The sequence below is a fragment of the Streptomyces sp. NPDC002044 genome (genome assembly GCF_040296725.1).
GTDB lineage: Bacteria > Actinomycetota > Actinomycetes > Streptomycetales > Streptomycetaceae > Streptomyces > Streptomyces antarcticus.
In genome coordinates this window covers 45,211-59,935 of sequence record NZ_JBEOXU010000026.1, presented here as the reverse complement: position 1 = coordinate 59,935, position 14,725 = coordinate 45,211, and the positions used below count along the sequence as shown (strand labels likewise).

At 74.4% G+C, this 14,725-nt stretch carries 9 protein-coding genes; 4 read left to right on the top strand and 5 right to left on the bottom strand.

The genetic code is table 11. The annotated features are described in order from the left end of the window. Positions 1-347 precede the first annotated feature (347 nt). Positions 348-884 (bottom strand): MarR family winged helix-turn-helix transcriptional regulator, encoded by a 537-nt coding sequence (locus tag ABT106_RS09950; protein ID WP_351274861.1) that lies wholly within the window; start codon positions 882-884, stop codon positions 348-350. A 125-nt stretch (positions 885-1,009) separates the two neighbouring features. Here ABT106_RS09950 and ABT106_RS09945 point away from each other — a divergent pair, with 125 nt between their 5' ends. Then, a complete protein-coding gene (locus ABT106_RS09945) occupies positions 1,010-2,302 on the top strand; it encodes an MFS transporter (RefSeq protein ID WP_351274875.1) in 1,293 nt (430 codons plus the stop codon). Between the two features lie 68 nt (positions 2,303-2,370). Here ABT106_RS09945 and ABT106_RS09940 read toward each other — a convergent pair whose 3' ends face one another. After that, positions 2,371-4,149: an ATP-binding SpoIIE family protein phosphatase gene (locus tag ABT106_RS09940; RefSeq protein ID WP_351274873.1), complete on the bottom strand. Its 1,779-nt coding sequence runs from the start codon at positions 4,147-4,149 to the stop codon at positions 2,371-2,373. Positions 4,150-4,284: 135 nt separating this feature from the next. Beyond that, entirely contained in the window at positions 4,285-5,715 is a 1,431-nt protein-coding gene (locus ABT106_RS09935; RefSeq protein ID WP_351274859.1) for an NAD(P)/FAD-dependent oxidoreductase, read from the bottom strand. Positions 5,716-6,043: 328 nt separating this feature from the next. Between ABT106_RS09935 and ABT106_RS09930 the strand changes: the two genes are divergently transcribed. Both ABT106_RS09930 and ABT106_RS09925 read left to right on the top strand, forming a co-directional pair. After that, positions 6,044-6,820 carry a TetR/AcrR family transcriptional regulator gene (locus ABT106_RS09930; RefSeq protein WP_351274857.1) on the top strand — a complete coding sequence of 259 codons (777 nt, stop codon included), beginning with the start codon at positions 6,044-6,046 and terminating at the stop codon, positions 6,818-6,820. 268 nt (positions 6,821-7,088) lie between these two features. Next, complete coding sequence (locus tag ABT106_RS09925; protein ID WP_351274855.1) at positions 7,089-9,119, top strand: sigma-70 family RNA polymerase sigma factor; 2,031 nt, start codon at positions 7,089-7,091, stop codon at positions 9,117-9,119. A 474-nt stretch (positions 9,120-9,593) separates the two neighbouring features. On the opposite strand, the gene ABT106_RS09920 is transcribed toward ABT106_RS09925, so the two are convergent. Together ABT106_RS09920 and ABT106_RS09915 are read right to left on the bottom strand one after the other, a co-directional pair. After that, positions 9,594-10,103: a MarR family winged helix-turn-helix transcriptional regulator gene (locus tag ABT106_RS09920; protein ID WP_351274853.1), complete on the bottom strand. Its 510-nt coding sequence runs from the start codon at positions 10,101-10,103 to the stop codon at positions 9,594-9,596. A 65-nt stretch (positions 10,104-10,168) separates the two neighbouring features. After that, positions 10,169-12,511: an asparagine synthase-related protein gene (locus tag ABT106_RS09915; protein ID WP_502979287.1), complete on the bottom strand. Its 2,343-nt coding sequence runs from the start codon at positions 12,509-12,511 to the stop codon at positions 10,169-10,171. A gap of 630 nt (positions 12,512-13,141) precedes the next feature. Here ABT106_RS09915 and ABT106_RS09910 point away from each other — a divergent pair. After that, positions 13,142-14,716 carry an NsdA family TPR-like regulatory protein gene (locus tag ABT106_RS09910; RefSeq protein ID WP_351274849.1) on the top strand — a complete coding sequence of 525 codons (1,575 nt, stop codon included), beginning with the start codon at positions 13,142-13,144 and terminating at the stop codon, positions 14,714-14,716. Positions 14,717-14,725: the final 9 nt, after the last annotated feature.

The following is a 14,725-nucleotide window of genomic DNA, read 5'->3' as shown; positions in this document are numbered from 1 at the left end:
ACGGGCGCTTCCTTTGTACTCACCCTCTCGGGCTTTCCTCCGGGCTTTCGTTCTGTTCTTGCGTTTCCGACTCTATCAGACTCTTTCGGGCCTGACTCCCAGTCAGTGGGTTTTGCCTTCCGGGCTGTTGGGCCCTTCCGACTCCTGAACTCTAGTGGATTTCCCCGGCGATTCATAATCGACGTTTGGAAATGAATTCGGACATGCCGAATACGTTCCCAGTGGGAGATCTTGCTGAGTTGAGGTGCCGCGACGAGGCGGCGGGATGTGTTGGCAGCAGAACCTTCCGGCTCTGGGGCAACTCGAAGAACCTTACGGACTTGTGTCGGGCGTGTCAAACCTTGTGGTCAGCTCGGCGACTGCAGGTCTTCCACGCGGTCCAGGAGGCGGGTGAGCATGTCTCCCAGCACCCCGCGCTCCGCGGTGGAGAGGTCCTGGAGGAGGTCTTCCTCGAAGACCGTGGCCGCCCGCATAGCGTCCAGCCACTTGCTCCGGCCCTCGTCCGTCAGCTCGACGATCACGCGTACGCGGTTGGACTCGTCCCGCTCGCGCGTGACCAGAGCTTCCGACGTCATGCGGTCGATCCGGTGCGTCATCGCCGCGGGCGTGAGGCCCAGCTGCTTCGCCAGCTCGCTCGGGCCCATTCGGTACGGGGCGCCGGAGATGACGAGGGCCTTCAGGACTTCCCACTCCGCGTTGCTGATGCCCAGCGCCGCCGTCTGGCGGCCGTACGCGACGTTCATCCGGCGGTTCAGGCGGCTCAGGGCCGAGACGACCTTCTCCACCTGAGGGTCCAGGTCCTGGAATTCGCGCTGGTAGACGGCGATCTGCTCATCGAGGCTCGGCTCGTGGACGGGCGTAGTGCCGTCGGGGGTGTCACCCATGGGCCGAAGTATCGCACGAGCTCGTTGGCGTCTAACTCCTTCGATGTGTAGAGTTAAGCATCGAAGTTTAGGTATGAAGTCTTCAGTCTTCAGCTCTCAAAGGCAGGTGAGAAGTGACCAAGGTGATGGGCGCTGCGATGCGGCGGATCCAGGCCGGGAACGCGCTGACCGCGTTCGGCATCGGTTTCACGGTTCCGTTCCTCTACATCTATGTGGCGCAGGTGCGAGATCTGGGCTCGATGGCCGCCACGAGCGCGTTCGTGGCGTTCGCGCTGGGGGCTCTTGTCGCGCTGCCCCTCACCGGGCGGGTCATCGACCGCCGCGGTCCGGTCCCCGTGGTCATCGGTGCGGCCCTCGTCGCCTCGGCGGGCGCGCTGGCGCTCGGGCTGTCCACCGGGGTCGTGCCGATCCTGCTGTCCGCCCTGGCGCTCGGCGCCGGGCAGGCCGTGATGCAGCCCGCGCTCGCCACGATGATCGTGTGGTGCTCGACGCCGTCCACCCGTACGCGGGCCTTCGCGCTGCAGTTCTTCATGCAGAACCTCGGCCTGGGCATCGGCGGGCTCATCGGCGGCCAGATCGTCGACGAGCACCGGCCGGGCAGCTTCACCCTGCTGTTCAGCATCGAGGCCGTGATGTTCCTGGTGCTGGCGGGGGTCATCCTCACCGTGCGCATGCCGCACGTGCCGAGCATCAAGGACGCCGTGCCGAGGGACCCGTCCCAGGCGGGCGGCGGAGCGTGGAAGCGCCTGCTCGGGCACAAGGCCATGGTCAAGCTGCTGGTACTGGGCTTCGTGATCTTCTTCGCCTGTTACGGGCAGTTCGAGTCGGGGCTCGCCGCCTTCGGCACCGAGGCCGCCGGGATCTCCCCGTCCACGCTCGGTTTCGCGCTCGCCGCCAACACCGGTGCGATCGTCGTCGCCCAGTTCGTCGTGCTCCGGCTGGTCGAGAAGCGCCGCCGGTCCCGGGTCATCGCGCTGGTCGGGCTGATCTGGACCGTGGCGTGGGTCATCGCCGGGTTCTCGGGGCTGGGTCACGGGAGCGCCGTGATGGCCGCCGCCGCTTTCATCACCACGTACGCGCTCTTCGGGATCGGTGAGGCGATGCTGTCGCCGACCCTGGCCCCGCTGGTGGCCGACCTGGCGCCGGAGGGTTCCGTGGGCCAGTACAACTCCGCCTTCGCGCTGGTCAAGCAGATGGCGCTGGCGCTCGGGCCGCTGGGGGTGCCGCTGGGGGCCGGGATTCCGATGCTCTACATCGGCGTCTTCGTGGCCGTCTCGCTGGGGATCGCGTGGCTGGCGCTGCGGCTCGGAAAGCAGCTGAGCCCGGTGCAGGACAACCCGTCCCTGGCGAGCAGGATCGTGGCGCAGGGGAACACCGCGTCCCCCGCGGCGCAGGCCGCCGAGCCGGCGCACGCGTAGTCGCGGGCCGTCGTACGGAGAGATGTGGTGGGAAGGCCCCGGTCCGGTGGACCGGGGCCTTTCGCGTCCTACGGCTGCTTGTCCGGCAGGGCGAACTCGCACCAGACGGCCTTGGCGCCCCCCCGGGGGGGGCGGCCGCCCCAGGACGAGGCGATCGTCGCGACGATGGAGATGCCGCGGCCGGTCTCGTCGGCCGGTTCGGCGCGGCGGCGGCGCGGCAGGTGGTCGTCGCCGTCGGTGACCTCGATGATCAGCCGGCGGTCGGTGCGGCGCAGCCGCAGGCGCATGGGTGGGGTGCCGTGCTGGAGGGAGTTCGCGACGAGCTCGCTCGCGGCGAGGACGCCGAGGTCGCACAGTTCGACCGGGAAGCGCCAGGAGGCGAGGACGCCCTGGGCGAAGGCCCGGGCGCGGGGAGCCGCCTCGATGCCGCCGAGGAGTTCGAGGGCGGCGTTGTGGAAGAGCTCGGCGTCGGCTCCGGTGCGGGCGGGCTGCTGGAGGACCAGGACGGCGACGTCGTCGTCGTGGTCGGCGTCGACGCCCAGCGCGCGCATCAGGCGGTCGCAGATGACGGCCGGGCTGCCCTGGGCGCCGGAGAGGGCGCGTTCCAGGGCGGCGACGCCCTCGTCGATGTCCTCGTCGCGGCGTTCGACGAGTCCGTCGGTGTAGAGGACGGCGGTGGAGCCGGGGCCCAGCGCGATGGTGCCGGAGGTGTGGAGCCAGCCGCCGGTGCCCAGCGGGGGGCCGGTGGGGTCGGCGGCGCGGCGGACGGTGCCGTCCTCGTCGCGGACCAGGATCGGGAGGTGGCCGGCGGAGGCGTACGCGAGCAGGCCCTCGCTGGGGTCGTGGACGGCGTACACGCAGGTGGCGATCTGGCTGGCGTCGATCTCGGCGGCGAGTCCGTCGAGGAGTTGGAGCACCTCGTGCGGGGGCAGGTCGAGGCGGGCGTAGGCGCGGACGGCGGTGCGGAGCTGGCCCATGACGGCGGCGGCGCGGACGCCGCGGCCCATGACGTCGCCGATGACGAGGGCGGTGCGGCCGGCGCCGAGGGTGATGACGTCGTACCAGTCGCCGCCGACGGCGGCCTCGGTGCCGCCGGGCTGGTAGGTGGCGGCGACGCGGAGGTCGTCGGGCTGTTCGAGCTCCTGGGGGAGGAGGGAGCGTTGGAGGGTGACGGCGGCCTCGCGCTGGCGGCGTTCGCTGGCGCGCAGGCGTTCGACGGCCTCGGCGTGGTCGGTGACGTCGGCGAGGTGGACCAGGACGCCGGCGTGGTGGGCGGGCCGGCCGCCGTCGGTGCCGGGGTCGGGGAACTCCACCGGGGTGCAGGTGACCGTGTACGAGTGGGTGCCGCCGGGGGCGGTGCGGTTCTTGGCGGTACGGGGTCTGCCGCCGCGCTGGACCTGGTCGAGGAGCGGGAGCAGGCCGAGATCGCCGAGTTCGGGGAGGGCCTCGTGCGCGGGGGCGCCGGTGGGGCGGGCGCCGAAGCCGGCGGTGTAGGCGTCGTTGACGTAGGCGACGCGGTGCTCGGGGCCGTGGACGAGGGCGACCAGGGCCGGGAGGCGGCCGAGGACCTCGCGTACGGACAGCTCGTCGGGGGAGGGCACCGTGGCGGGAGCGCCCGTACGGGACGCGGTGGCGGGCGGGGCGGTGCCCGGGCCGGAGACCGTGGGCTCGGCGGGGCAGCCGTCGGCGGCGGGCGCGGGACGCTCGCCGCCGGGGTCGGCTCGGCCGCCGCGGGCTGCCGGGACGGCGCCTTCACCCCGCTTGGCCTGGGCGGCGGCGTGTTCGGTCCGGGCGGCGGCCCGGCGCTGTGTTCCGGGGAACCGGGCGCTCCAGCGCGTGAAGTTCACTGCGTTCAAGCCTCGTGGTGTCGCAAGTGGTCGCTGTGTCGCTCGTGGTCGGTCGCTGACTGGACGATGTCACTCTGTGCAGGTGTGAGCCCACCTATGGTCACACGTCCAGTGTGGCCGACCGCACTGACAACGTCAGCCCTGGCTGTCCTGCGGGGGGTTGGGGGCGGGGTCGGGGGGCGGGGCCTTGGGGCCGCCGCCGGCGGCGAGTTCGAACTCTGCCCTGGGGTGTTCGAGGGAGCCGAGGGAGACGATCTCACGCTTGAAGAGGCCGGAGAGGGTCCATTCGGCGAGGACCCGCATCTTGCGGTTGAAGGTGGGGACGCGGCTGAGGTGGTAGGCGCGGTGCATGAACCAGGCGGGGTAGCCCTTGATCTTGCGGCCGTAGATGTGCGCGACGCCCTTGTGCAGGCCGAGGGAGGCGACCGAGCCGGCGTACTTGTGGGCGTACTCGGTGAGGACCTCGCCGTGCAGGGCCGCGACGAGATTGTCGGCGAGGGCCTTGGCCTGGCGGACGGCGTGCTGCGCGTTGGGGGCGCACTCGCGGCCCTTCTCCTCGGCGGTGATGTCGGGGACGGCGGCGGCGTCGCCGGCGGCCCAGGCGTGCTCGACCCCCTCGACGGTGAGGAAGGCGGTGCAGGCGAGGCGGCCGCGCTCGTTGCGGGGCAGGTCGGACGCGGCGAGGACCGGGTGCGGTTTGACGCCGGCGGTCCACACGACGGTGCGGGTGGGGAAGCGGGCGCCGTCGCTGAGGACGGCGACGCGGTTCTCGCAGGATTCGAGCCGGGTCTCCAGGCGCAGGTCGATGTTGCGGCGGCGGAGTTCGCGGATCGTGTAGACGCCCATCTCGGGGCCCACCTCGGGGAGGATCCGGTCGCTGGCCTCGACCAGGACCCACTTCATGTCCTCGGGCTTGATGTTGTGGTAGTACCGCGCCGCGTAGCGGGCCATGTCCTCGAGTTCGCCGAGGGCTTCGACGCCCGCGTAGCCGCCGCCGACGAAGACGAAGGTGAGGGCGGCGTCGCGGAGGGCGGGGTCGCGCGTCGAGGAGGCGATGTCCATCTGTTCGATGACGTGGTTGCGCAGGCCGATGGCCTCTTCGACGGTCTTGAACCCGATGCCGTACTCGGCCAGTCCGGGGACGGGGAGGGTCCGGGAGACGGAGCCGGGGGCGAGGACCAGCTCGTCGTACTCGATCTCGACGGCGCCGGTCTTCTCCTCTTCGGTGGCGAGGGTCGTGACGGTCGCGGTGCGTTTGGCGTGGTCGATGCGCTTGGCCTCGCCGATGACGATGCGGCACTTGTCGAGGACGCGGCGCAGGGGGACCACGACGTGGCGGGGGGAGATCGAGCCCGCGGCGGCTTCCGGGAGGAAGGGCTGATAGGTCATGTACGGCTCGGGGGTGACCACCGTGATCTCGGCTTCGCCCGCTCTCAGCCTTCGCTGGAGCCGGAGCGCCGTGTACATGCCGACGTAGCCGCCGCCGACGATCAGGATGCGCGTACGGGGCGGAGTACCGGGGGCCGTGCCCCGTGAGTTAGCAGCCTTCACCACCCCATGACGCATCGTGGCTGGGAGTTTGTCCACAGCCCCGACACATTGTGTGACCGGAGTGAGTACCGGGACGGAGTGGTCCCGGGTGTCGGGTGGGGGTACAGGAGTGCAGGTCAGAAGGTGCGGAATGACTGATTCCGGAGGTACGGAAGGGAAAAGTGGGGGTGAATGCTCCGATCGGGCGGTGGTCCGTCCGGGGCTGCCTCTTCTGAATTGACTCTGGCTCAACTATGTTCGTATCTCGTCGAGGAGTAGGACCGGGCCCAGCTGACCGTGGCCCCCTCGACGCGAAGGCGGGGAGTGTCTCCGGGGGGAGACAAATGATTACCGGGGGATACACATGAACATTTCCGATTTCCATGGTTCTGCGACCGCACTCTCGGTCGAGACCGGCGGTCGTGCTGTCGCGAACGGCGCCACCACGCACGGCGTAGGCCGCTCCACGCCGCTGCGCGTCGACGCGCAGCGCAATCTGGAGCACGTCCTGCGCGCGGCGCGCGAGGTGTTCGGCGAGCTGGGCTACGGCGCTCCGATGGAGGACGTGGCGCGGCGCGCGCGGGTCGGTGTCGGCACCGTGTACCGGCGCTTCCCGAGCAAGGACGTCCTGGTGCGGCGGATAGCCGAGGAGGAGACCGCCCGGCTGACCGAGCAGGCCAGGACCGCGCTGGGCCAGGAGGAGGAGCCGTGGCAGGCGCTGTCGCGCTTCCTGCGCACCTCCGTCGCCTCGGGCGCCGGGCGGCTGCTGCCGCCGCAGGTGCTGCGGGTCGGCTCGGCGAGCGAGGACGGCGTCGAGGAGGCGGAGGCGGCGCGGGTTCCGCACCAGCGCCAGGCCCAGGTGGCCCCGGCCGGGCCGGACCTGCGGGTCGTGGGCGCGCGCCCGGCCGCCGAGGACGAGCCCTCGCAGGACGCGGGCGCGGGTGCGCTGCTGGAGGTCGTCGGCCGGCTGGTGGACCGGGCCAGGGGGGCCGGTGAGCTGCGCGGTGACGTCACGGTGGCCGACGTGCTGCTGGTGATAGCGACGGCGGCGCCCGCGCTGCCCGACCCGGCGCAGCAGGCGGCGGCTTCCACCCGTCTGCTCGACATCCTGCTCGAGGGACTGCGGTCCCGGACGGTGTGAGCAACGGCTGAACGGCCGGGCGGGCGGGCTTGCCGTCCGGGCGGGCGGTTTCGGTCCGGCGGGTGGGTGGTCCGGGCGGGCGGTGTCTCGGTCCGTCGGTGGTCGCGGGCGCGGGCGGCGGTCCGCTCGAACAGCCCGTGAACGGCACGGCGGTTGGCCGAAGTGTGCCCGGACGAGTGGATGGTGCGGAGAGCGGCTCGGCGCGTGTCCGCCGTGTGCCACGCTGGATCGGTGTACCGGTTGAGTGTGTCGTGCGGGGGCTTCCTCGATGGGCGTTGACGGGCGGGAAGAGCCACTCGGTGGCGCCGGCGGAGCCGGTGGCGAGGTCGAGGCGGGCAGCCTGCCCGCCCGGCAGGTGCCGGCCCAGCGGGAACCGGGCGGGAGGCACGCCGCCGCTGCCGGCTCCGGGGGCGCCGGTGCGGCCGGAACGCCCGGGGGCGACCTGCCCGCGTCCGATGCCGACCTGATCGCCCGGATGCGGGGCGGCGACGACGGTGCCTACGAGGAGCTCTTCCGACGTCACGCCGACTCCGTACGGCGCTACGCGCGGACCTGTTGCCGGGACGGGCACACCGCCGACGACCTCACGGCCGAGGTGTTCGCGCGGACCCTGCAGGCGGTACGGGGCGGGGCCGGTCCGGACCAGTCGGTGCGGGCGTACCTGCTGACCACCGTCCGCAGGGTCGCGGCGGCCTGGGCGAAGACAGCCCGGCGGGAGCAGCTCGTCGAGGACTTCGCCGTCTTCGCGGAGCAGGCGGCCACGGGGGCGGAGGGCGGCGGCCTCGGCGGGCTGTCCGGGGACGACACGCTCGAACTGGGCGCGGACGTACGGGCGATGCGTGAGGCGGAGCAGTCGCTGGCCATGCAGGCGTTCCGGAGCCTGCCCGAACGGTGGCAGGCCGTGCTGTGGCACACCACCGTGGAGGAGGCGTCGCCGAGCGCGGTCGCGCCGCTGTTCGGGCTGAGTGCCAACGCGACCGCGGTGCTGGCCAGTCGGGCCCGTGAGGGGCTCAAGCAGGCGTATCTCCAGGCCCATGTGAGTGCGGCGCTGAGCGAGGGCGGCGACTGCGCGCGGTACGCGGACCGGCTGGGCGCCTACGCGCGCGGCGGGTTGCGGATGCGGGCGGAGCGGGGGCTCCGCAAGCACTTGGAGGAGTGCGTGAAGTGCCGGCTGGCGGCCGGGGAGCTCAAGGACGTCAACGCGGGCATTCCGGCGCTGCTTCCGGTCGCGGTCATCGGGTGGTTCGCCGCCGGGTACGCGGCCAAGGCGGCCGGAGTCGTCACCGGGGGAGCCGTCGCCGCCGGCGGGGCCGGGGCCGCGGCGGCCGCCGTCGGTGGGTCGGCCGCTGCCGGTGGATCGGCTGCCGTCGGTGGATCGGCTGGGGCTGCCGGGGCCGGTGGTGCCGCCGGGGCGGCTGGAGGGGGCGGGGCGGGAGCCGGGGCCGGGGGGGCCGTGGTGTCCGAGGGGCTCGGGATGCCGGCCAAGGCCGCCATCGCCGCCGGGATCGCGGTCGCCGCGGCCGCCGGGGTGGTCTTCGCGCTGACCGGCGACGATGCCGAGCCGCAGGCCCGGGCGCAGCCCGCGCCCAGCGTCGCGGCGCCGGTCGTACCGGACTCCCCCGCGCCCGCACCGCCGGAGCCGGAGCCGCCCGTGGCGCAGCCGCCGGCCGCGCGGGTCTCCGTACCGGCGGCGCGCAAGACGTCGCCCGCGCCGTCGAAGCCGCCCGCGCCCGCGTCCCCGGCGCCCTCGCCCGCGGCGTCGCGGCCCGCGCCGGCTCCGTCACCGTCACCGTCTCCGTCGCCGAGCCGGGTGCGGCCCTCTCCGTCCCCGGCCAGGCCGACACCGCCCGCGCCGAAGCCCGCGCAGGGCTTCCAGCTGGCCTCGCTGGGGCACTCCGCGTACGGAAACCACACCGGTCCGGAGGTGCAGACCTGGCGCAGCAGCTGGGTGTGGCAGCGCTGGGGGCTGGAGGTCGGCGACCGGCGGTTCCGGCACGGCATCACCGTGAACTCCCACTCCTCGGTGGAGATCACCCTGAACCGGCAGTGCGGCGCGTTCTCGGCGCGGGCCGGGGTGGACGGTCTGTCGGTGTTCACCGACGCCACGGTGCGGTTCTCCGTGTACGCGGACGGGCAGCGGCTGTGGCAGTCCGGCGCCTTGGGGTACCGGGACCCGGCCGTGGCGGTGCAGGTCCCGCTGACCGGCCGTACGTCGCTGCGGCTGGTGGTGGAGCGGGCCGGCGGGGGCAGCCTGCCGGCGCTGGCGAGCTGGGCCGACGCCGTGATCAGCTGCCGCTGAGCCCTGCGGGGAGGGTGGCGCGGGGGTGAAGGTGGCAGCGGCCGCCGTCGGCTCGGGAGCCGTCGGGGCGGCTGGGGACGACGGCCCGCAGGCCAGGCCGTGCGGTGGTCCCGGCGGGGCCCGCTGGGACGCGTTCGGCGAGGCCGGTCCCGATCAGGGCCACCCACCCCGCTGCCCGCGCGCGGCGCGCGGGCAGCGGGGTGGGGCAGAGCCCCCGGTAGGTGCGCGCAGCCGGGCCACCCCGGGCTCACGCGCCCCGGGCTCACGCGCCCCGGGCGGCCCCGGCTCGCGTCGCCTCGGCGGTCAGGGCCGGGACCGCCCCCGGCACCCCGGCCCGCGCCGGGCTCACCCGGGTTCCGCACCCCGGTCGGCGGTCAGGGCCGGGGCCGGGGACGCGTTCGGCACCGCCCGGGGCGTTCCGCTCGGGGGCTCGGGGGCGGGCCGGGTTTCGTCCGTCCGTGCGGGGAGGGGGCGTTACGGCTGGGAGGTGTTGTCGCCCGCGGCCTCCAGGAGGGTGCGCAGGGCGGCGGCCACCGTGGTGCGGGTGGCCGGGTCCAGGGGGGCGAGGAGGTCCCCGTAGTGGCGCAGCTGGTCCGTCATCAGGGCTTCCGTGAGTTCCAGGCCGCGCCCGGTCAGGCGGATGTGGACGGTGCGCCGGTCGGGGCCGTCCCGGACCCGTTGGGCCAGGCCCTTGGCCTCCATGCGGTCGATCCGGTTGGTGATCGCGCCCGAGGTCACCATCGCGGCCGGGACGAGCGCGCCGGCCGTCATCGCGTACGGGGGCCCGGACCGGCGGAGCGTGAGGAGGATGTCCACCTCGCCCGCCTCCAGGTCGCGTTCGGCCGCGAAACCCTTGAGCCGCCTCTCCGCGATCCGGTTGATCCGCTGGATGCGGGCCAGGACCTCGACCGGCCACAGGTCGTCCTTCAGGTCGGGCCGCTCCGTCGCCCACTGTCCGACGATCGCGTCCACCGCGTCGCTCATCCCGCCCGCCCTTCCGTGCCCGTGCCCCTGCCCGTGCCCCCTGTGATCCTCCGGTGTGCGACCCCTCAGGACAGCGCCGGACGGTGTACGGGCACCCCTTCCGGTACCGCGCGCCGCCGGGCCGCCGTGGTGCCCGTCCAGCAGGTGCCCCGCCGGGCCAGGAGGCGGCCGAGCCACAGTTCCATGGAGACGAGCTCCGCCAGCCCGTCCAGCGGGACCGGCCGGCCGTCCGCCGCGTCGAGCAGGGCCTGCTGGACGACCCGGGCGTCGATGAGCCCGGCGTCGGCGAGCAGCGGCGCGGCGAACAGGGCCAGGAGTTCTTCGAGGGCGGCCCGCAGTCCCAGCCGGGTCGCCGTCTCGTTCGGGGTGTGCGCGGTGACGCCCCAGCCGGGCGGGAGTTCGCGGACGCCGGTCGAGGACAGGACGGTGCGCAGGATCGCGGCCCGGGCCCCGGGCTGGACCCGGAGGGATTCCGGGAGGGCGCGAGAGGCCCGGACGACCTGGTTGTCGAGGAACGGGGCGTGCAGGCGCTGGCTGCGGACCTCCACGGCCTGCTCGAACACCCGGTGGTCGGCGGCGTGCCGGGCGAGCACCGAGCGGGCGCGGGCCTCGCCGGGGCGCAGGGACAGGGGCGGCCGGCCGGCCGCGGCGATGAGACGGATCGATACTTCCGCGAGCGCCTCTCCCGTCAGCCAGCCCGCCGCCGGACCGGGCCGGGACCAGGTCAGGGCGGCCAGCGAGGCGTCCACCGGGCCGGAGGGGCGTACGGCGACCCCGCCCTCGCGGAGCCGGGCGGCCGCGGCCTCCATGCCCGCGCGGTAGGTCGTACGGGCCAGGCGGCGGGCGGCGGAGTACACGGTCAGCGGGACCAGCAGCGACTCGCCCGACGCGGACGCCGAGCGGGCCAGGGCGGCCACCGGACGCAGCAGGTACCGGCGCCGGCGGTCCATCAGGAGGTCGGCGAGGCGGGCCGGGTGCGCGTCGAGGACCTGGCGGGCGCCGTGGCCGGTGAAGTGGTCGGCGGAGCCGGCGGCCAGCCGGCGCCGCTCGCGGGCGGCGAACACCAGCGAGGGGCCGGGTTCGTCGGTCAGCGGCCCATCGAGGTCGGCGTACGGGAGGGCCTCCTCGGCGGCGGCCACGACGACGTGGTGCAGGCGCGGGTCCGCCGCGATGGCGTGGGCCCGCTCCATCTCGGGCTCGCGGCCCTGCGGGGTGGCCAGGTCGTTGAAGGTGACCGCGAGCAAGCGGGCCCCGGCGGGGCTCAGCAGGGTGCCCGGCGCTCCGGGCAGGCCGGCGGCGAGCAGGGCGAGGGTGGCGGAGGCGCTGCCGCCGGAGAGGTCGGCGCCGACGCCGGGGGCCGGGGCGCCGCGGGCCGCGCGCCGGTCGGCGGGGCCCATTCCGGGTACGGGGCCGGGATCGTACGGCGGCATCGCGTCGGGGGCATGGCGCGGCGCCGTGAGCCGGGCGCGCACGGCGTCCACCAGAGCTTCGCGTACGCCCTCCACGGCGCGCTCGGGGTCGGCCTCGGGCGCGGCCACCGCGAGGGAGGCCACCGGTTCGTAGCCGGTGATCTCGCGGGAGCCCTCGCGGAGGATGAGCGCGTGCCCGGGCGGGATGCGCCGGACTCCGGCGTACGGTGTGCCGTCGCCCAGTGCCTCGGGGCTCTCGGGGCAGGCCAGCAGGGCGGCGAGGTGGCCGATGTCGAGCTGCGCCTCGATGAGGTCGGCGAGGGGGAGGGCGGCGGTGGCGTACGCCGTTCCGCTCGCCCAGGGCGTGTAGAACACGGGCCGGGCGCCCGCGAGGTCACCGACGACGGTGATCCGGCGGCCGGCCTGGACGACGGCGGTGTAGCTGCCGGACCACTGGGTGAGGTGGCGCAGGGCCCCGCCGCGGGCGGCGTACAGGGCGCGGCGCAGCTCGGCGTCGGTGGCGCCGCAGACGCCGAGGACGGCGAGGCGGGTGAAGGGGTCGGCGGGGTCGGCGGTGAGCATGCGGATCTCGTCGGGGCGCCAGTCGCCGACGGCCCACAGGGGGTCGGGGTCGCCCCACAGGAGCTGGGCGCCGACGGGGTGGACGGTGCGCTCGGCGTCCGCGCCGGGGTCACCGGGGTGAGCGGCGTCCGCGATGCCGCCGCGGAGGGGGGCGCCGGCGTCGGCGTAGCCGCTGTCGGGGTGGCCGTATCCGTTGGCACCGTATCCGTTGGCACCGTATCCGTTGGATCCGTACCCGTCGGATCCGTATCCGTTGGAGCCGTACCCCTGGGGGCCGTGCCCGTTGGAGTCGTATCCGCCCTGGCCGGAGCCGTGCCGGGGCCCGTGGCCGGGGGCCCGTGCGGCGCCGTGCCCGGAGACGCGGCCGGCCGTGCCGAAGCTCGCGGCGATACTGCTCCAACCCACCAACCAGCGCACCGCCGCCTCCCCAGCCCGTGGGCACATGACCGGGGCACAGGCAGCACGGACGGCGCTGAGGGCGCGGCCGACGGGACCCCGGGTGGCTCGGGTCCATGCTGCCACGGGACAGGCGTGCGAGAGGGGTTAAAGGGGGCGCACATGCAAACGAACACGCCCCGACCATGCGGTATTTGGCGTTCCGTTCCCACCGTCCCATAGGTCGCTTTCGGCCATTCTTCGACCGTACCGAGAGCCGAGGTGTGACCCCGGCAGCCGCTGTGCGGGCGCGGTGCGGGAGGCGGAAACCGCCCCCCGGACCGTTCCGCCACCCGCGGGGATTGAGGTGACGGCATCCCCCGGCCCGCCCGATCCGCGCAGTGGGCCGACCCACGCACCGCACATCGAATCGCCGCTTCCCGGGACGGGACAGAGCGCACGGGCGGGCGCACGGCCACACGGCCGGAGCACGCCGCGGCGCGTGCGCCCCGGGTCCGGCCCGGGGCCCGACTGTGCAAACGGACAACAATCCCGCCATACGGACGGAGGGGCCTTAACGCTTGGGAGGCGGGGAACTACGCTGGGTTTACGAAATGCCGGGCGCCTATGCCCCGGCGGCGTCTGCGTTCCGCGTGTGACGAGGGGTGGCGCATGTCCAGGGAGCTCCGCGAGCCCAATGAGAAGCTCGGCGCCGTCCTCGCCCTCGCGGGCATCAGCAACGCGGGACTGGCCCGGCGGGTCAACGATCTCGGCGCACAGCGCGGTCTGACGCTTCGGTACGACAAGACGTCGGTGGCCCGCTGGGTGTCGAAGGGGATGGTGCCGCAGGGCGCCGCCCCGCATCTGATCGCGGCCGCGATCGGCGCGAAACTGGGGCGGCCGGTGCCGCTGCACGAGATCGGACTGGCGGACGCGGACCCCGCGCCCGAGGTCGGCCTCGCCTTTCCCCGGGACATGGGCGCGGCGGTGCGCTCGGCCACCGACCTCTACCGGCTCGACCTCGCCGGCCGGCGCGGCGGTGGCGGGATCTGGCAGTCGCTCGCGGGGTCGTTCTCCGTCGCGGCGTACGCGACGCCCGCCTCGCGGTGGCTGATATCCCCCGCGGACGGCTCGGTGGCACGGGAGCCCGCGGGCCCGGCCCCCGCCCCGGCGGGCCCGGCCCCGGCGGCCGTCGCGGTGCCCGTACAGCCGTCGGGCGAGCAGGGGCCCGCGGGCCCCGCCGGCCCCGAACCGCAACCGTCCGCGCATCAGCCGCTCCAGCCTCAGCCTCAGCCGCAGTCACAGCCGCAGTCGTCCGACCCGGCCCCGCAGCGCGTGGGCCACAGCGACGTGGCGAAGCTGCGCGAGGCCGCCGAGGACGCGCGCCGCTGGGACTCCAAGTACGGCGGCGGGGACTGGCGTTCGTCCATGGTCCCGGAGTGCCTGCGGGTCGACGCGGCGCCGCTGCTGCTCGGCTCGTACACCGACGAGGTGGGGCGCGCGCTGTTCGGCGCGACCGCCGAACTGACCCGGCTGGCCGGGTGGATGGCCTTCGACACCGGCCAGCAGGAGGCCGCCCAGCGCTACTACATCCAGGCGCTGCGGCTCGCCCGTGCGGCCGGGGACGTCCCCCTCGGCGGGTACGTCCTGGCCTCGATGTCCCTCCAGGCGACCTACCGGGACTTCCCGGACGAGGGCGTGGACCTCGCGCAGGCCGCGGTCGAGCGCAACCGCGGCCTCGCCACCGCCCGCACCATGAGCTTCTTCCGCCTCGTCGAGGCCCGCGCGCACGCCAAGGCGGGCGACTCGGCCGCCGCCGGGGCGGCGCTGCGGGCGGCCGAGGGCTGGCTGGAGCGCGCCCGCGCCGGCGACCCGGATCCGACCTGGCTTGGTTTCTACTCCTATGACCGGTTCGCGGCCGATGCGGCGGAATGCTACCGGGATCTCAAACTCCCCGGCCAGGTCAGGCGCTTCACCGAGCAGGCGCTGTCCCGGCCCACCGAGGAGTACGTGCGCTCGCACGGGCTGCGGCTGGTCGTGAGCGCGGTTGCCGAGCTGGAATCGGGGAATCTGGACGCGGCGTGCGCGGCGGGCACCCGGGCGGTCGAGGTGGCGGGCCGGATCTCGTCCGCGCGGACCACCGAATACGTACGGGACCTGCTCCACCGGCTGGAACCGTACGGGGACGAGCCGCGCGTCGCGGAGCTGCGCGAACGGGCCCGCCCGCTGCTGGTGGCCCCCGCGTAGTCGTGTTGT